Annotated in this window: 19 protein-coding genes; 12 read left to right on the top strand and 7 right to left on the bottom strand. The window is 71.7% G+C overall.

Features of this window, described 5'->3' with window-relative positions; genetic code table 11:
- Positions 1–11 precede the first annotated feature (11 nt).
- Positions 12–752: an RDD family protein gene (locus MKD51_RS01695; RefSeq protein WP_240237432.1), complete on the bottom strand. Its 741-nt coding sequence runs from the start codon at positions 750–752 to the stop codon at positions 12–14.
- A 67-nt stretch (positions 753–819) separates the two neighbouring features.
- Here MKD51_RS01695 and MKD51_RS01690 point away from each other — a divergent pair, with 67 nt between their 5' ends.
- Positions 820–1,839 carry a pirin family protein gene (locus MKD51_RS01690; RefSeq protein WP_240237430.1) on the top strand — a complete coding sequence of 340 codons (1,020 nt, stop codon included), beginning with the start codon at positions 820–822 and terminating at the stop codon, positions 1,837–1,839.
- A gap of 35 nt (positions 1,840–1,874) precedes the next feature.
- Here the strand turns inward: MKD51_RS01690 and MKD51_RS01685 are convergent, their stop codons facing one another.
- Both MKD51_RS01685 and MKD51_RS01680 read right to left on the bottom strand, forming a co-directional pair.
- Positions 1,875–2,663 (bottom strand): alpha/beta hydrolase, encoded by a 789-nt coding sequence (locus tag MKD51_RS01685; protein ID WP_240237428.1) that lies wholly within the window; start codon positions 2,661–2,663, stop codon positions 1,875–1,877.
- Positions 2,660–2,950: a DUF1905 domain-containing protein gene (locus tag MKD51_RS01680; protein ID WP_240237426.1), complete on the bottom strand. Its 291-nt coding sequence runs from the start codon at positions 2,948–2,950 to the stop codon at positions 2,660–2,662. Before MKD51_RS01680 ends, MKD51_RS01685 begins: the two co-directional genes overlap by 4 nt.
- Positions 2,951–3,019: 69 nt before the next feature.
- Here MKD51_RS01680 and MKD51_RS01675 point away from each other — a divergent pair, with 69 nt between their 5' ends.
- From MKD51_RS01675 to nagB, 4 genes are all read left to right on the top strand, one after another.
- Positions 3,020–3,670: a TetR/AcrR family transcriptional regulator gene (locus MKD51_RS01675; protein ID WP_240237424.1), complete on the top strand. Its 651-nt coding sequence runs from the start codon at positions 3,020–3,022 to the stop codon at positions 3,668–3,670.
- Positions 3,671–3,712: 42 nt separating this feature from the next.
- A complete protein-coding gene (locus tag MKD51_RS01670) occupies positions 3,713–4,429 on the top strand; it encodes a GntR family transcriptional regulator (RefSeq protein ID WP_240237422.1) in 717 nt (238 codons plus the stop codon).
- Positions 4,430–4,537: 108 nt separating this feature from the next.
- Positions 4,538–6,451: an N-acetylglucosamine-specific PTS transporter subunit IIBC gene (gene nagE / locus MKD51_RS01665; RefSeq protein ID WP_240237420.1), complete on the top strand. Its 1,914-nt coding sequence runs from the start codon at positions 4,538–4,540 to the stop codon at positions 6,449–6,451.
- Between the two features lie 28 nt (positions 6,452–6,479).
- Positions 6,480–7,262 (top strand): glucosamine-6-phosphate deaminase, encoded by a 783-nt coding sequence (gene nagB / locus MKD51_RS01660; RefSeq protein WP_240237418.1) that lies wholly within the window; start codon positions 6,480–6,482, stop codon positions 7,260–7,262.
- A 55-nt stretch (positions 7,263–7,317) separates the two neighbouring features.
- Here the strand turns inward: nagB and MKD51_RS01655 are convergent, their stop codons facing one another.
- On the bottom strand, positions 7,318–8,223 hold the full coding sequence (locus tag MKD51_RS01655; protein WP_240237416.1) for a hypothetical protein: 906 nt from the start codon (positions 8,221–8,223) through the stop codon (positions 7,318–7,320).
- A gap of 185 nt (positions 8,224–8,408) precedes the next feature.
- Positions 8,409–8,990, bottom strand: coding sequence for an HhH-GPD-type base excision DNA repair protein (locus MKD51_RS01650; RefSeq protein ID WP_240237414.1), 582 nt, complete (start codon positions 8,988–8,990; stop codon positions 8,409–8,411).
- Between the two features lie 287 nt (positions 8,991–9,277).
- Between MKD51_RS01650 and MKD51_RS01645 the strand changes: the two genes are divergently transcribed.
- Both MKD51_RS01645 and MKD51_RS01640 read left to right on the top strand, forming a co-directional pair.
- Positions 9,278–9,538, top strand: coding sequence for a hypothetical protein (locus MKD51_RS01645; RefSeq protein ID WP_240237412.1), 261 nt, complete (start codon positions 9,278–9,280; stop codon positions 9,536–9,538).
- Between the two features lie 118 nt (positions 9,539–9,656).
- Positions 9,657–10,412, top strand: a complete 756-nt coding sequence (locus MKD51_RS01640) for a GntR family transcriptional regulator (RefSeq protein ID WP_240237410.1) — start codon at positions 9,657–9,659, stop codon at positions 10,410–10,412.
- On the opposite strand, the gene MKD51_RS01635 is transcribed toward MKD51_RS01640, so the two are convergent.
- Positions 10,363–11,070, bottom strand: coding sequence for a sugar isomerase domain-containing protein (locus tag MKD51_RS01635; RefSeq protein ID WP_240237409.1), 708 nt, complete (start codon positions 11,068–11,070; stop codon positions 10,363–10,365). The two genes, MKD51_RS01640 and MKD51_RS01635, sit on opposite strands and share 50 nt — an antisense overlap.
- Positions 11,061–12,896 carry a PTS transporter subunit IIC gene (locus MKD51_RS01630; protein WP_240237407.1) on the bottom strand — a complete coding sequence of 612 codons (1,836 nt, stop codon included), beginning with the start codon at positions 12,894–12,896 and terminating at the stop codon, positions 11,061–11,063. The genes MKD51_RS01635 and MKD51_RS01630 overlap by 10 nt, the downstream gene beginning before the upstream one ends.
- 95 nt (positions 12,897–12,991) lie before the next feature.
- Between MKD51_RS01630 and MKD51_RS01625 the strand changes: the two genes are divergently transcribed.
- The 5 genes from MKD51_RS01625 (at position 12,992) to MKD51_RS01605 (ending at position 16,975) form a co-directional block, all read left to right on the top strand.
- A complete protein-coding gene (locus MKD51_RS01625) occupies positions 12,992–14,365 on the top strand; it encodes a glucose-6-phosphate dehydrogenase (protein ID WP_240237405.1) in 1,374 nt (457 codons plus the stop codon).
- A complete protein-coding gene (locus tag MKD51_RS01620; protein WP_240237403.1) occupies positions 14,365–14,649 on the top strand; it encodes a DUF2470 domain-containing protein in 285 nt (94 codons plus the stop codon). The genes MKD51_RS01625 and MKD51_RS01620 overlap by 1 nt, the downstream gene beginning before the upstream one ends.
- Before the next feature lie 70 nt (positions 14,650–14,719).
- Positions 14,720–15,343, top strand: a complete 624-nt coding sequence (locus MKD51_RS01615; protein ID WP_240237402.1) for a biliverdin-producing heme oxygenase — start codon at positions 14,720–14,722, stop codon at positions 15,341–15,343.
- Positions 15,340–16,095: a DUF3159 domain-containing protein gene (locus MKD51_RS01610; protein ID WP_240237400.1), complete on the top strand. Its 756-nt coding sequence runs from the start codon at positions 15,340–15,342 to the stop codon at positions 16,093–16,095. Before MKD51_RS01615 ends, MKD51_RS01610 begins: the two co-directional genes overlap by 4 nt.
- A gap of 298 nt (positions 16,096–16,393) precedes the next feature.
- Entirely contained in the window at positions 16,394–16,975 is a 582-nt protein-coding gene (locus MKD51_RS01605) for a protein-L-isoaspartate O-methyltransferase (RefSeq protein ID WP_240237398.1), read from the top strand.
- Positions 16,976–16,981 lie beyond the last annotated feature (6 nt).

The raw sequence follows: 16,981 nt of genomic DNA, 5'->3' as shown, positions 1-16,981 counted from the left end.
TTACGCGGCGACTACCGCGAGCGCACCACCAGCGTGCGGCCCGCCTTGTCGTGGAAGGCCTGGTTGCGGCTGTCCCAGTTCGGCCACAGGTGGTCGGCGATGCTGAAGATGCCCGCCAGGAAGCCGAGCAGCGGCACGCCGTTGACGACGCCTGGACCGAACTGCACGAGCCAGCGCAGGCCAGCCGCCCGCAGCTCGGGGTTGCGGTCCTCGTCGACCTGGCGCACGCGGATGCCGACGAGCATCTTGCCGGGCGTCGCGCCGCGGGTGACGTGGAAGCCGATGTTGTAGAGGGCAGCGAAGACCAGGTTGGCGATGGTGATCGTGAGGCCCGTCGCACTGAGCGGCGACAGCATCGCGTTGACCTGATCGATCGCGGTGGGGTCCTCCGCCTCGAGCGCGCTGCTCATGGCATCGACGACGCCCAGCATCTGCAGCATGATCATCGTGATGACGACCATCGGGATCAGGTCGAGCAGGTAGGCGCCGAGGCGGCGGCCCCAGCTCGCGAGCGGCAGCTGGCCGTCGGCATCGGCGGACTGCGAGCGCTCTGCAGCGCGCTCGGGGTGACCGGCCGGCGGCTGCGCCCAGCCAAGGCTGCGACCGGTGGCGCGGAGCTCCTGCTGGGCGGGCTGCGGCTCGGGCGTGGGCGCCTGGGCGTGGCTCGTCCAGCGCTCGCCATCCCAGTAGCGCGTGGCTCCGGCAACGGCGGCGAAGGGATCCGGGTACCACCCGGCAGGCTGCTCAGTCACCCTTCGATGGTACGGCGCGGAGCGATGCCCTGCCCCGCGCGGCCCGTGCGCGGCTAGCGTTGGCTTCATGAGCAACGCCGAGGCGACGATCGTCGAGAACAGTGAGGCGGCCTGCCTCGATGAGGCTGCGGCCGCTGGCCTCGAGCTGCTGCTGCCGCGCGAGGTGCCGCTCGGCGGCCCACGCGCGATGTCGGTGCAGCGGGTGCTGCCCAACAAGCACCGACACTTCATCGGCGCCTGGTGCTTCGCCGACGCATTCGGCCCCTCGCCCGTCCGTTCGGGCGCGGATCCCGCAGCGCGCGGCATGGAGGTGCCCCCGCATCCGCACACCGGCCTCCAGACCTGGAGCTGGCTCGTCGACGGCGCGATCGAGCACCGCGACTCTGCAGGGTTCTCGCACACGGTGCGGCCCGGCGGGCTCAACATCATGACCGCCGGTCGAGGCATCGCGCACAGCGAGTACTCCACGCCTGAGACGACGATGCTGCACGGCGTGCAGCTCTGGACGGTGCTGCCGAGCAGCGAGCGCCAGCGCGAGCCCTCGTTCGACGGGCTCGACGCGGTGCCGCAGGTGCAGCTCGCCGATGGCGTCCTCGGCAGCGTCTTCGTGGGCGAGCACGCGGGCGGCGCGAGCGACGTCGGCGCATACTCGCCGCTGCTGGGGGTCGAGCTGCGCATGGCGGCCGGCAGCGAGGTGCGGCTCGAGCTGCGCGCAGGCTTCGAGCACGGCGTGCTCGCGCTCACCGAGGGCGTCACGGTCGACGACGTGCGCCTCGGCCGCGGCTCGATGGCCTACGCCGCGCCGGGGCGCGAGGCGGTCATCGTCTCTGCCGCGCAGGACGCCATCGTCATCCTCCTGGGCGGCGAGCCCTTCGAGGAGGAGGTCGTGATGTTCTGGAACTTCATCGGCGCCGACCACGCCGAGGTGCTCGAGGCACGGGAGCAGTGGATGCGCGAGCGCGACTCGGGCACGGAGACCCGGCCGCGCTTCGGCTCGGTCGTCGACGACGCGAGTCAGCCGCTCGCGGCCCCGCGCCTGCCGGCCGTCGAGCTGCTGCCGCGCGGCCGGGCGAAGCGCCGCGCCTGACCCGCGAGGCGCGGCGTCGCGCGCGGGGTTCGCGGTCAGGGCCGCGCGAGCTCGGCGATCGCCGTCGCCATCGGGCCCGCCGCCCAGTCGTGCATGGCGCCGGGCACCACGCGGAACACCGCGCTCGGGATCGCCGCCTGCAGGGCCTCGGCGGTCTCCGTCATGCCGGGGAAGGTCTGCGCCCCGACCATCACGAGCACCGGCACCGTGATGCCGGCGAAGCGCTCGGCGGCCGGCAGCTCCTCGGCCCACGCGAGCGAGCGCGCATCGGCGCGATAGGTGCGGCTGCCGAGCACGATCTGCGACCAGGAGGGATCCTGCATCGCACCCTCGAGGAACTCCGGCGGCATGTCGCGCATGTACTCCTTCTGCGCGGCCTCCCAGTCACCCGCGTCGAGGTGGCGCAAGAAGTCGGCCTCGAACGTCGCCGCCCCGCCTTCGAACTGGCCGATCGGCGCCTCCCAGAGGGCCAGCGCCGTCACGGGCAGCCCTGCGTCAGCGGCCGCGAGCGCGATCGAGCAGCCCGACGAGTGCCCGACGAGCACGGCGCTGCCGCCGACCTCGTCGATCGCAGCGGCGATGGCGGCGAGCTCGCGGTCGAGCGTCAGATCGCCCTCTGCCTGGCTGTCGCCGCGACCGAGCCGGTCGTAGACCAGCGTCTGCACGCCCTGCTCTGCAGCCAGCCGCGCGGTCTCGGTCGTCGTCGTGTCCATCGCCCGGAACGGCCCAGCGCCGGCGACGAACACCACGCCCGGCGCGCCGTCCGCCCCGTACCGGTCGAAGCCGATCCGGTCGCCCGCGCTGGACTGCGAGTAGTCGGTCATCGTCCGCTCCTCTCCCGCGGCGCGATCCGCACCACGACCAGGTCGCCGTCGTCCTTGCCGACCGCCCGCATGACCGCCTGCTTGAGCGGCAGCATGTGCGTGCCGCCGCCGAAGGGCAGGAGGGTCGCCTCGATCGGCACGCTATCGACGCTGCCTTCGACACGCACAGGGTTGCCCGTGCCCAGCACCGCCTTCGATCCGGGCAGCAGCACGTACGTCCAGCCGCCCTTCTGCTTGTCCCGCACGATCGTCGCCTCGAGCTCGATCGCCGTGGTCGTCGCCGACATCCCGACTCCTCCTGGAACTAGACCGTCCAGTTCCATTGCAATGCTCAAACTAGACGGTACAGTTCTCGCATGTCAATGGTTGACCCCGCATCCGCTCCCGCACCCGGTCGCAGCCAGCGCATCCACGCCGCGATCCTCGCCGCCGCCGAAGAGGTCTTCCTGCGCGACGGCTACGTCGGCGCGAGCATGGACGAGGTCGCAAAGCTCGCCGGCGCCTCGAAGCAGACCGTCTACAAGCACTTCGGCAGCAAGCAGCAGCTCTTCATCGACCTCGTCACGTCGATGACGGTGATGACCGGCGATCCGGTCGGGCACGAGACGGTGGATGCGTCGGCCCCCGTCGCCGAGACGCTCACGGCCCACGCGGTCGAGATGCTCAATGCGGTGCTGACCCCGCGCATCCTGCGCCTGCGGCGCCTGGTGATCGGCGAGGCCAACCGCTTCCCCGAGCTCGGGAAGGCGCTCTTCGAGCACGGACCGGCCCGAGCCATGGCGGGCGTCGAGCGCCGGCTCCGCGCATTGGTCGAAGCGGGCGCGCTCCCCGACCACGACGCCGCCACGACCGCGCAGCACTACAACTGGCTCGTGATGGGCGCGCCGCTCAACGCCGCCATGCTGCTCGGCGACGAGGCGATCCCCACTCCCGCCAAGCGCCGCGCGCACGCGAAGGCGGCGGTCGCGGCGCTCCTCCGCTCGATCGGCGCCCCGCCCGCGTCGTAGCCGCGCGAGAGTCGCGGCTGCCGAGGTGAGATGCTGGATCGCATGGCAGAGACGGGCGGGACGACGGCGCTCGATCGGGTGCGCTCGCTCGCCACCAGCCTCGCTCCGGGCGAGCTGCTGCCCTCGGAGCGAGCGCTCGCCGCCGAGCTCGGTGTCGCGCGCATGACCGTGCGCGGCGCCATCGACGTGCTCGAGCGCGAGGGCCTCGTGCGCACGCGCCGCGGCGTCGGCACAGAGCGGCTCGCGCCGCCGGTGCGGCTGCAGGTGCGGCTGCGATCGTTCGCGAGCGCCGTACGCGAGCATGGGCTGAGACCCGAGACGCGCTTGCTGTCGTATGCGCGTGGCACCGAGCGGCCCGCAGAGGTCTCAGCGCACCTCCGGCTCGCCGACGACGCCGAGACCGTGCACCTGCGCCGGCTGCGGCTCGGCGACGACCGACCGCTCGCTCTCGAGGATGCGTGGCTCCCGACGGCACTCGTGCCGCAGCTCGACCGAGAGGCCGCAGAGGGCAGCCTCTACGAGCTGCTCGAGGCGCTCGACCTGCTGCCGACCGAAGGGGTCGAGGTCGTGACGGCGGCCCTGCCGAACGCCGAGGAGATCGCGGTGCTCGAGATCGCACCCACGTATCCCGTGCTGCGCCTCTCGCGCACCGCCGTCTCCCATGGCCTGCCCGTCGAGTACTCCCGCGTCACCTTCCCGGCCGACCGGTACGAGCTCACGTTCCCGCTCGCCGAGCGGCTCTCGCTGCCCTCGTCCTGACCGCAGCACGCTCGAACGCCGACGCCGCGGCGCGCCGGTGGTCTAGTCCACAGCCCCGACGTCGAGTAGAGTCCCTGCAACTCTCTCCCTCGACCTTGGAGTCGCACGATGAAGTTCCTCCAGAGACTCGGCAAGTCGCTCATGCTGCCGATCGCCGTCCTGCCCGTCGCGGCGATCCTCTCCGGCGTCGGCTACTGGATCACCTCCGTCGCGGGCGAGAACGTCGCCGCGGCGTTCTTCGCGGCCGCCGGCGGCGCCCTGCTCGACAACCTGCCACTGCTGTTCGCGATCGGGGTCTCCTTCGGCATGGCGTCGAAGTCCGATGGCACCGCGGCGCTCGCTGGCCTCGTGTCGTACCTCGTCATCGCCCGCCTCCTCGCTCCCGAGACGGTCGCCGGCCTCACGGGCGCCGCCGACGTGGCGGCCGTGAACCCTGCCTTCAGCAGCATCGAGAACGCCTTCATCGGCATCCTCGCCGGCCTCATCGGCGCCTTCTGCTACGACCGCTTCAAAGACGTGCAGCTGCCGACGGCGCTGTCGTTCTTCTCGGGCAAGCGCTCCGTGGCGATCGTCACGGCCGGCGTCTCGCTGGTGGTCGCGCTGGTGCTGTTCTTCGTGTGGCCGGTCGTCTACTCGGGTCTGGTCGGGTTCGGCGAGCTGCTGCTGGGCCTGGGCCCCGTCGGCGCCGGCATCTACGGCTTCTTCAACCGCCTGCTCATCCCCACGGGCCTGCACCACGCACTCAACTCGGTCTTCTGGTTCGACGTGGCTGGCATCAACGACCTCGGCAACTTCCTCAACAACACCGGCGTCCACGGCGTCACCGGCCAGTACATGACGGGCTTCTTCCCCATCATGATGTTCGGCCTCCCCGGCGCCGCCCTGGCGATGTACCTCACCGCCAAGACCTCGCGCCGCAAGGTCACCGCGGGCATCCTCATCTCGGCCGCGTTCGCGTCGTTCTTCGTGGGCGTCACCGAGCCGATCGAGTTCGCCTTCATGTTCCTCGCCCCGTGGCTCTACCTGGTGCACGCCGCGTTCACCGGCATCTCGCTCGCGATCAGCGCCCTGCTGCCGACCCGCATGGGCTTCGGCTTCTCCGGCGGCTTCATCGACCTCCTCCTCAACTGGGTGAACCCGATGGCGCAGAACCCGTGGATGATCCTCGTCATGGGCGTGGTGTGGTTCGCCATCTACTTCGTCGTCTTCTACTTCCTGATCAAGCGCTTCGACCTCAAGACGCCCGGTCGCGAGGATGACGAGGTCGGCGTCGAGGGCGCGACCGGCTCGTCGAAGTTCCTCGCGCAGGCCTCGGCGATCCTGGCCGGGCTCGGCGGCGCGCGCAACGTGCTCGACCTCGACAACTGCGCGACGCGCCTCCGGATGGAGATCGCGGATGTGTCGAAGGTCGACGAGGCGGCGATCCGTCGCGCGGGTGCGGCAGGGGTGATGAAGCCCGGCGGACGCTCCGTGCAGGTCGTCTACGGCCTCGAGGTGCAGTTCGTGAAGGACGCGATGGAGGATCTCATCGCCGGCCGCGTCGAGGCGCCGTCGACGTCGGAGGTCGAGGCCGTCGTCGAAGCGTCCCGTCCGGCTGCCGGGGGCGTCGCGACCGCGACGACGGTGACGGTGCGCCAGCCGATCGAGGGCCGGGTCGTGCCGCTCTCGGAGGTGCCGGATCCGACCTTCAGCGAAGGCGTGATGGGCCCGGGCCTCGCGATCGAGCCGAGCGGCGACACCGTCATCGCGCCCGCCGACGGCACCGTCGCGCACATCTTCCCCACCGGCCACGCGATCGCGATGCAGCTGCGCGACGGCACCGAGCTGCTCGTGCACGTCGGCATCGACACGGTGCGGATGGATGGGAAGGGCTTCGAGACGCTGGTCGCGGTCGGCGACGAGGTGACCGAGGGCACGCCGCTGCTGCGCTTCGACCTCGGCGCGATCCGCGCCGCCGGCCTCAGCACGGTGACGCCTGTCATCCTGTTGAACGGCGGCGAGGCCGAGCTGCGGCTGCGCTGAGCGCGGCGGCGAACGAGGGGAGCATCGCATGGAGGTCGTGATCGTGGATGGGCCGGCGGAGGCCGGCGCGCTGGCTGCGGCTCGGATCGCAGAGCTCGTCGCGGCGAAGCCGAGTGCGGTGCTCGGCGTCGCGACGGGATCGAGCCCGCTCGAGACCTATCGGTCGCTCGCCGCCCGCCGCGACGCGGGACTCGACCTCTCGCGCGTCTCGGCGTTCGCGCTCGACGAGTACGTCGGCATCCGCCATGACCACCCGGAGTCGTACCACGCGGTCATCGAGCGTGAGGCGGTGCGACCGCTCGGCCTGGACCCCTCTCGCGTGCACGTTCCCGACGGGCTCGCGGCCGACCTCGATGCCGAGTGCGAGGACTACGAGGCGCGGATCGCGGCGGCTGGCGGTGTCGATCTCCAGCTGCTCGGCATCGGCGCGAACGGCCACATCGGCTTCAACGAGCCCAGCTCGTCGCTGTCGTCGCGCACGCGCGTCAAGACGCTCGCGCCAGCCACCCGCGAGGACAACGCCCGCTTCTTCGACAGCGCCGACGAGGTGCCCGTGCACTGCCTGACGCAGGGGCTCGGCACGATCCTCGACGCGCGGCGGGCGCTGCTCGTGGCGCAGGGCGAGTCGAAGGCTCGGGCGATCGCCGAGATCGTCGAGGGCCCGGTCTCGGCCAGGTGGCCCGGCTCGGTGCTGCAGCTGCACCGTCGCGCGACGATCGTGGTCGACGAGGCTGCGGCGTCGCAGCTGGAGCTGAGCGACTACTACCGCCACACGGTCGAGCACCGGCGGATCGTGCAGCCGGGCGTCTGAGCCGCTCGTCGGTCGAGGAGCACTCAGGCGCAGCCCCAGCGCGTCACGAGACCACTCAGCGTTGTCGCGCCCCGATCAGCAGCCCGGCCGCCAGCGCGGCCAACAGCGCACCGGCCAGCAGGATCGCGGGATAGGCCGGAGACACGTGGCTGCCCTGCGTCACCACGGTGTCGCCCAGGCTCATGCCCATCGAGAACTGCGTCACCGGCAACGCCAGCAGCGCTCCGGCGACCGCTGCCACCAGCACGCCGAGCGCGCCGCGCTGCGAGCGCCGGTTGCGCAGAAGCCCGAGCGCGAGCGTCACGAGCGCCACGGCCCACAACGCCGCCCAAATGAGCGGCACCCACACGCCTCCGTCCTCCCCGGCGGCGACCAGCAGCGCGTAGATCTCGTGTAGCGGCACGCCCGGCACCATCGCGAGCGGCAGCAGCGCTGCCCCGTCGATAGCGCCCACCGCGAGCGCGACGATGCCCGTGCCGAGCCCGGCGAGCACGCCGAGCCAGGGTCGCGGCATTGCGCTGCGCATGCGGGGATCGAAGCCGAGCAGCATGATGCCGAAGGCGAGCGCCGCGACCGGCCCGGCGAGGTGCACCAGGCCGAAGGCGAAGCTCAGCAGGCCGGCGACAGGCGCGAGCAGCGCCCCGAGCGCCGCGCCAACCGCGATGCCGGCCACCTGCGGCGCGCGCCGGGGCTGCGCCCAGGCCAGCAGCACAAGCTGCGCGAATCCAGCCGCGAGCATCGACAGCGCGACGGCCGCGACGAGCCCGAACACGACCCATCTGCCCGCCGTTCCGCCGAACGGGAACGCCAGCCCGGCGAACTGCGCGCCGACGACGCCGGCGAGCAGCCAGGCGACGCTGCTGCGGAGCCGGGCGCGCTGCATCGCGGCGAGCTCGAGCGGGTCGGCCGGCGTCGGGCGCGGCAGGAGCGACGCCAGCATCGGTGCTGCGGAGGCGGTCATGGCGCCAGGCTACGGATGCGCGGCGCCACTCGCGTCAGCCTGCAGAATGATCCTTCGAGAGCCGCGGTGCCAGCCCGCTCCGCTCGACAGATCGTCAGCTTGGTGCACGTCTGTCGCGACAATCGAGCACCAAGTCGACACTCTGTCCGCTCAGCGGCTCCGCCGCGCAGGTGAGCTCGGCAGGATCAGTCCTTGGCGGCCTTCGCTGCAGCCTTCGCCGCCTGCTTGGTTGCGCGCACCTCGGCGAGCGAGGCGGCGTCGACGATGTCGGCCACCGAGCGCTTCGCGCCCTGCTCGCCATACGGGGCCGACGCATCCGCCCAGCCCGTGCCGGCGAAGCCCGCCTGCTTGCCGAGCAGCGCCAGGAAGATCTTCGCCTTCTGCTCGCCGAAGCCCGGCAGCGCCTTGAGGCGCCGCAGCACCTCAGCGCCGTCGGGATCGCCCCGACGCCAGATCGCGCCCGCGTCGCCGCCCCACTCCTCGACGATCACACTCGCGAGCGTCTGCACGCGCTTGGCCATCGAGCCCGGGAATCGGTGCACCGCCGGCTTCTCGCTGAACGCCGCGAGGAACTCGTCGGGGTCCATGCGGGCGATGGCGGATGGGTCGAAGCCGTCGAGCCGGTCGTGCAGCTTCGCGGGCCCGGCGAAGGCGGTCTCCATCGTCACCTGCTGATCGAGCAGCATGCCGGTGAGCAGCGCGAAGTCGTCGTCGGAGAGGAGGCGGTCGGCGGCGTCGTCGCCGGTGATGTGCAGCTCGCGGGTCATGCTCCCAGCCTGCCACGGCGGCGCGATGGGCGGTCGGTCGGATGCGGCGACCGGTCGGATGCGGCGACCGGTCGGGTGCAGCCGGCACACCCCAGCCGCCGGACGCCCCCGAGACGGAGACCGCGCCCCCACCCGGTCACGACGGGTGGGGGCGCCGCCATCCAATGATCACACCGTTACAGAACTCGAGCAATGCCTCGCGCCTGAAGGGTGGCTCAAGACCGGCCATAGCCGATCAACCTCGCGCTCACGGCGATCTCGAAGCAGCGACGCGAGAGGATGGGGGCATGCAAACGAAACGCTCCAACCCCTGGGCGTGGTGGGCGTTCTGGATCGGGCTCCTCGGCCTGGTCCTCATGCCCATCCCGCTCTTCATCGGCCTCATCCTCGGCGGCGGCCTGGCGGCGATCGCCGCGATCCTCGCGATCATCGCGCTGTTCAAGTCGCGTCACGCCGGCGGCAGGGGCATCGCCCCGGCCATCGTTGCGGCCGTCTTCGTGCTGCTGACCTACGGCGGCATCTCGATCGGCGGCGGCGTCATCTGGTGATGCGCCCCCACGGCTGACGCGGGCACGGCCCCGCACGCGAGCGCCTCGGCTCCTGCCGGGGCGCTCTTCGCGTACCGCCGCCGTGCGGCAGTGCGGGGCCGGGTGCCAGGATGGCGACATGGAGCCTCGCGCCGAGCCGAAGTATCGCGGGCTCGTCGAGCGGCTGCACCGACTCATCGACGCTCTGCCGATCGGCGCTGCTGTGCCGAGCGAGCGCCAGCTCGCCGACGACGAGGGCGTGTCGCGGATGACCGCCAGGCGAGCGCTCGCGGTGCTCGAGCGCGAGGGAAGGCTGGTGCGCCAGGTCGGTCGCGGGTCGTTCGTGGCACGACCGGCGGTGAGCCTGCCGCTGCAGCTGACGAGCTTCAGCGACGACATGCGCGCGCGCGGGCTGGTGCCGAGCTCGCGGGTCCTGCTGGCCGAGGTTGCGACCGACGGCGAGGCTGCCGCCGCGCTCGGCATCGGTGCGGCCGAGCCGGTGGTGCGGCTCGATCGGTTGCGACTCGCGGACGGGCTGCCGATGGCGATCGAGCGGAGCAGGCTCGTGGCGGACGCGGTGCCCGGCCTTCTCGAGCGCTTCGACCCGGCGACCGAGTCGCTGTACCGCGTGCTCGACGAGCGGTTCGGGCTGCGATTCGACTCCGGCGAGCAGACGATCCGCGCCGCGATCGTGCGAGAGACGGATGTCGCGGCACTGGCGATGCAGCCCGGCGAGGCGGTGATCGAGTTCGTGCGCGACTCTGTGGTCGCGGGCCGCACCATCGAGCACACGCTCTCGATCTATCCCGCCGACCGGTTCGAGCTGCGCGCCGGGATCGTGCCCGTCAGAGCTCGGGGATCCGGGCTGCCCAGCGCGCTGCGACCGCGCGGTTGAGCGAGTCGTTGCCCTCGACGTTGGCGCTGCGCCACAGCTCGACATCGGGCGCAGCGTCGACGATCTCCTGCTGCACGCGCATCCACAGAGCTGTCGCGGCCAGGCTCGAAGCCGCCGCGGTCGACGGCGCCTCTGCCGGCCACGTCACGTCGCCACGCGGGGCGCCGGTGTCGAGCACGACATCGGCGAGCTCGAGCAGGCGCGCCCCCGCGCGCGGGGATGCGGCCCTGCTCGCGCTGGCCGCGGTGATGGCGATCACGGTGGCACCCCGCTCGCGTGCCACCTGGGCGATCTCGACCGGGTAGGGGTTGATCCCCGAGCTCGAGACGACCAGCACGGTGTCCCGCGGCTCGATGCCGGCTTCCTCTGCGACGCCCCGGCCCAGTCCCGGCTCCCGCTCGGCGGCGGTCGAGGCACTCGCGCCGTGCAGCGGCAGCACCCGCGGGTGCCAGATCGGCCGCACCCCCGCGAGGCCTCCGGCACGGAAGAACACCTCCATGACCGTGGCGAGCGAATGGCCGGCGCCCGCAGGGCGCAGGAGCCCCCCGTCGGCGAGCGTGCGGCGGATGCGCTCGGCGGCGTCGCGCACGCTCGTCGCGTTGCGCTCGCACACGTCGGCGACGATGCGGGCGATCGCCTCTGCTCCCGTCACAGCCATCCGTGCGCCTCCAGCGCCGCGCGCATCCGCCGCTCGGTCTCCTTGACGTCGACGAAGCTCTCGACCGGCACCGCGACCTCGGCGATCGCCGAGATCTCCTCGAGGTAGGTCGGCTGCGCCACGACCACGTCGGGGCTCGAGCCGCGCGCCGACCCGACGTCGGTGTGGGTGACGTCGGCGTCGATGCCGAGCCGCTCCAGGGCCTGCTCGACCGTGCGCCGCAGGATGAGGCTCGAGCCCATGCCCGCGCCGCACACCGCCAGCACCTCCAGCCGATCCGGCCGACCGCTCGCGGCATGCGCGCCGCGCGAGGCGGGGCGTTCGGCACGGTCGAGGCCAGGGGTCTCACGGTCGCCCTCGACACTGCCTGCCGGCGCGAACGCGCCGAGCACCGCATCCGTGCTGCGACCTTCCGGCTGCGCCTGCAGGTCGATGCCGAGCGCCTTCGCACGACGGCCGAGCACCAGCAGCACGACCACGGTGATCGCGAGCGCCGCGAGCGCGATGAGCCACATCGCCCAGACGCCGAGCGGGGCGAGCAGGTGGCCGACGCCGAGCACGATCCACCCGATCGCGAACCAGTCCGGGTCAGCGAGCGTCGCGAGCTCGGGTGCGGTGCTGCCGTAGAGCCCCCAGCCGATCCACTGACCGAAGGCCAGCACGACCCCGTTGAGCACGCCGCCGAAGACCGCGCCCCGCCAGCCGGCGACCGCATTGCCGAACACGCCTCCGGCCCCGCCGCCGAAGAACAGCATGATCATCGGCGGCACGAGCACGAACCAGCCGGCCGCCGCGAACACGCCCATGAGGATCAGGAACACCACCGTCGAGACGACGAACCCCACCATGACGGCCGTCGGCGCCTTGGTGAAAGTGACAGGGATGTCGAGCGCGGGCCGCGTACCGGGAAGCGCACGCTCGCTCAGGCCTCGGAACGCCGGCACGATCTCGGCCAGGAACATCCGCACGCCGAACAGCAGGATGGCGATGCCGGCGGCGAAGCGCAGCGCCTGCAGGATCGCCCAGACCCATGGCAGCACCGTGGCCCCTGCCATCTGCTCCTCGACCACCGCGGCGTCGGCGAAGGCGATCGCGATCAGCATGATGACGCTGATGATGAAGGCGGTCGAGACATTGATGTCCTTGAAGAACGACAGTGCCTTCGGCAGCTGCAGCCGTTCGCTGTCGTGCCGCTGCGGGTCGCCCAGCCGCATCGCGCGTGCACCGTAGCCGGTGGCGATCGCAAGCGTCGACGTGGTGTGCGCCAGGCCGACCTCATCGCCGCCCATCACCTTGCGCATCAGCGGGGCCGTCCACAGTGGCTGCAGCACCCAGTAGCAGCCGAGCAGGATCGAGCCGACGCCTGCGAGCAGCCAGCGATCGACCGCGCCGAAGGCCTCCACGAGGCTCGCGGCGACCACGACGCTCATCCAGTACATGAGGTGTCCGGTCAGATACACGTAGCGCGCCGCCGGGAAGATGCGCACGAGCGCGAGGTGCACCACGAAGCCACCCGCGATCATGAGCGGCACGACCGAGCCGGGGCCGGCGTTGAAGTCGGCGAGGGTCGAGGATGCTGTGGGCGCCTCGAGCCCGACGGCGCTCGAGACGATCGCCTGGAAGCTGACGAGCCCCCCGACGAAGATCTCCACGCCGATGTTGAGGATCACCACGCCGATCGTGGCGCGCAGCGCGCCGGCGACGACCTCGTCGAAGGGCTTGCGCTGCAGCATCAAGCCGACGGCCGCGATGATGCCGATCAGCACCGCGACCTGGTTGAAGAGGTTGTCCGCGATCAGTCGGACGATGCTCTCGAACACATCCATGGGTGGCTCCTTCGCCTCCGGGGTAGCGCAATGGTATAGCCCATTCGACGATGCGTCACGGGTCGACTGCTCCCGACGGATGCAAGGATCGACGCATGGCCCCCAAGCCCCAGACCACCCTGCTCATCCTCGGCGCATCCGGCGACCTCACCAGCCGACTGCTGCTGCCGGGCATCGCGACCCTGCTGCGGGTGCAGCCGAGCCGCCGCGTCGAGATCGTCGGCGCCGACCTGCGCGAGCTGAGCGAAGGCGACTGGGAGACCCGCGTGCGCACCGCCATGCAGGTCGACGGCACCCAGACCGCGGCTTCCAAGCACGTGCTCGCGAGCACCCGCTACGTCGCGGCCGACGCCACCGACCCGAAAGCACTGCGCGAGCTCATCGACTCGATCGGCTGCGACCGGCTCGTCATCTACTTCGCGCTGCCGCCGCACGTCACCGAGCTCGTCTGCACGACGCTCGAGCAGGTGGGCGTGCCCGAGGGCACGATCCTGGCGATCGAGAAGCCGTTCGGCGACAGCCTCGAGGCGGCGGCGCGGCTCAACGCGCTCGTCACCCGCATCGTGCCGGAGGAGCGCATCTTCCGCATCGACCACTTCCTGGGCCTCCACACCGTGCTCAACCTGCTCGGCCTGCGCTTCGCGAATCGGCTGTTCGAGCCCGTCTGGGATCGCGACAGCATCGAGCGGGTCGAGATCCTCTATGACGAGACCGTCACGCTCGAGGGTCGCGCCGGCTACTACGACCGCAACGGTGCGCTGCGCGACATGATCCAGTCGCACCTGCTGCAGATCATGGCGCTCATCGCCATCGAGCCGATCTCGAGCGTCTCGGCGCAGGATCTGCGTGACGCGGTCAGCCAGGTGCTGCGCGCCACGAGCGTCGTCGATCCCGTCAAGCACTCCCGCCGCGCTCGCTACACGGCAGGCAGCATCGGCGGTCGCGAGGTGCCCGACTACGTCGCGGAGGAGGGCGTCGATCCGAAGCTCGCCACCGAGACGCTGGCCGAGCTGCAGGTCGAGATCGCCACGGCGCGCTGGGCGGGGGTTCCCTTCATCCTGCGGTCCGGCAAGTCGCTCGCGGGCATCCGCAAGCGCGCCATCATCCACTGGAAGCCACCGGCGCACGTGCCGACGGGCTTCGGCGGCCGCGACACCCCCGACCGGCTGATCATCGACTTCAAGCCCGACGGCTTCGAGCTGCACATCACCACGAACGGCAAGGGCGACCCGTTCACGCTCGAGCAGACCGTGCTGCGCGGCGAGCTCGGTGGGGGCCAGCTGCTGCCCTACGGAGAGGTCCTCGCCTCGATCCTCGACAGCGATCCGCGGCTGGCAGTGCGGGGCGACGCCGCCGAGCAGTGCTGGCGCATCGTCGAGCCCGTGCTGAAGGCGTGGCGGCGCGACGCCGTGCCGATGCAGGAGTACGCGGCGGGCTCGAAGGGCCCGCGCGGCTGGAAGACCAACTGATGGCATACGCCTTCACCGACGACGTGATCGCGGCCGTCGTCGCCCACATGAACGGCGATCACGTCGACGACCAGCTCGCCATCGTGCGTGCGCACGGCCGACCGACCGCCGCATCCGCCACCCTCGTCACGATCGGTGCGGATGGGCTGGCGTTCGACGTGCAGGAGGCCGGCGGCGACCGCGCAGTCGCCGAGCGCGTGACCGTGCCGTGGCCTGTGCCGATCGAAGAGCGCGCCGACATCCGGCGAGCCGTCGTGCTGCTCATGCCGCGCCCGCAGCACTGACGTCGCCGCCCCTTCCTCCACGGCGGAACGCGCTGGCGAGCCGCGAGCGGGTAAGGGTAGCCTTACTGATGTGACCGAAGCCCCCGAGCTCGCCGTGCGACTGCGTGACGCCACCTGGTCGTCGCACCAGGCCGCGGCCGGCGACGGCTTCCTCACGGGACTGCTGCGAGGCGAGCGCTCGATCGACGACTACGCGCTGCTGGCGTCGCAGCACCTGGTGGTCTATCGCGCGCTCGAGACGGCCGTCGCCGCGAGCGGCAGCGGCCTCGTCGCGGCGCTGCACGACGAGGCGCTCGAGCGCACCGCCGCCATCGAGGCCGACCTCGACGCGCTCGGCGGCATCCGCATGCCGACGGCGGCCGCGGTCAGCTACGCGGCGCAGCTCGCATCGCTCGCCGACGACCCCGTGCGCCTCGCGGCGCACCACTACACGCGCTACCTCGGAGACCTCTCGGGCGGCCAGCACATCGGTCGCACGCTCGCCCGCCGCTTCGGTGCGGGCACCACGAGCTTCTACCGCTTCGCGATCGACGACCTGGATGCGTTCAAGGCGCAGTACCGCACGACGATCTCGACCTTCGGCCTCGACGCCGAGGGTGAGCAGGCGCTGCTCGAGGAGGCCGGTCGCGCCTACGCCAGCGCGCACGCCCTGCACGCCTCGCTCGCGACCGCAGGGGCAGAGGCGGCGGCATGAGCGCCGAGGCCGCGGGCACGGTGCCGACGCCCGACGACACTGCTGACGACCTGGTCCCCGCCGCCTTCGGTGACGCTGGCCTCGGCGACTCCCGCTTCGACGCCGACGGCGACCCGACGCGCGAGGAGTCGCTCTCACGACTGCTCGGCGGCGGCAGAGCGGCGATCGAGGGCAGCATCCCGCCCATCGCCTTCCTCGCCGCGTGGATCGCGAGCGGCGGCGAGTTGCTCACCGCGGTGATCTGGTCGTTGATCGCGAGCGCCGCGACGCTGGTCACGGCGCTCGTCCAGCGTCGCAAGCCGCGGGCCGTCTTCATCGGCATGCTCATGACCGTGCTGGCCGCCATGGTCGCCTACTACACGGGCGAAGCGCGCAACTTCTTCCTCATCCAGCTGCTCTCGAACGCCGCGAGCGCCCTAGCCTGGACGATCTCGATCGTCATCGGCTGGCCGTTCCTCGGGCTCATCGTCGGCGGCATCATCGGCACGAGGCTGCGCTGGCGCAAGGATCCGGTGCTGCTGCGCGCGTACCAGCGCGCCTCCTGGATCTGGGTGCTGCAGTACGTCATCCGGGTCGTGGTCTTCAGCGTGCTGTGGTGGCTCGACGAGGAGACCTGGCTCGCGATCATGCGCGCGGCGCTCACCTATCCGCTCATCATCGCCTGCGTCGCGCTCTCGGGCTGGGTGCTCTTCTCCGCCATCCCGAAGTCGCACCCCGGCATCCGCAAGCCGCAGGTGGCCGTCGCCGACTGACCTCGCGCGGCTGTCCACAGGCGAGCCGAAGACCATTGCGGATGCGTCGGGCCGGGCGTACAGTCACGGTCAAGCAAGCGATGCGGACCGACCAGGCGCCTTCACCAACTCTTGCATTTGCGCAAGCGCCACTGTGCCAGTCCGCATCGCTTCTTCTTGGTCTCGTGACGCGCGCGGCCTGCGGCCGCGCGCTCCTCGACCAACGGCAGCGCGCCACCCCGCAGCTCGTAGGTCGAGGAGCCCGTCGCCCGCAGGGCGGCAGGCGTCACGAGACCGGACGCCGCAGTACCCTCGCCGCATGAACGAGCTCCCCGTGGCACCCGATGCGGTCGAGCGCGTGCGCGCAGCGATGCGCACCGCCGAGCGCCGCGCCTTCCTGCCGCCCAGCGTGCGGCAGCTCGCCGACGTCGACCGCCCCATCGGCATCGGCTGGGATGCCACCAACTCCCAGCCCTCCACCGTCGCCCGCATGCTCGAGCTGCTCGACGCCCGGCCGGGCCACCGCACCCTCGATGTCGGCGCGGGCTCCGGCTGGACCACCGCGATCCTCGCGGCGCTCGGCGCCGAGACCACCGGCGTCGAGCTCGTGCCGCAGCTCGTCGAGCAGGGCAACGCCAACCTCACCGCGCACGGCACCGGCGCGCGCATCCGCCAAGCCACCCCGGGCATCCTGGGCCTGCCCGACGACGAGCCGTGGGACCGCATCCTCGTCTCCGCCGACTTCGGGCGCATGCCCGACGCGCTCGTCGCGCAGCTGGCGGACGGGGGCCGCATGGTCGCCCCGATCGCGGGGCGCATGACGGTCGTCGACCTGTCAGCAGGACGCACACGCATCCGTCACGATTCCGGTCGCTATGCCTTCGTGCCGCTGCGCAGCTGACGCGCC

Source organism: Agrococcus sp. ARC_14 (assembly GCF_022436485.1).
Lineage (GTDB): Bacteria > Actinomycetota > Actinomycetes > Actinomycetales > Microbacteriaceae > Agrococcus.
Note: the sequence above shows the minus strand (reverse complement) of the source record. Positions and strands in the feature narration are given on the sequence as shown.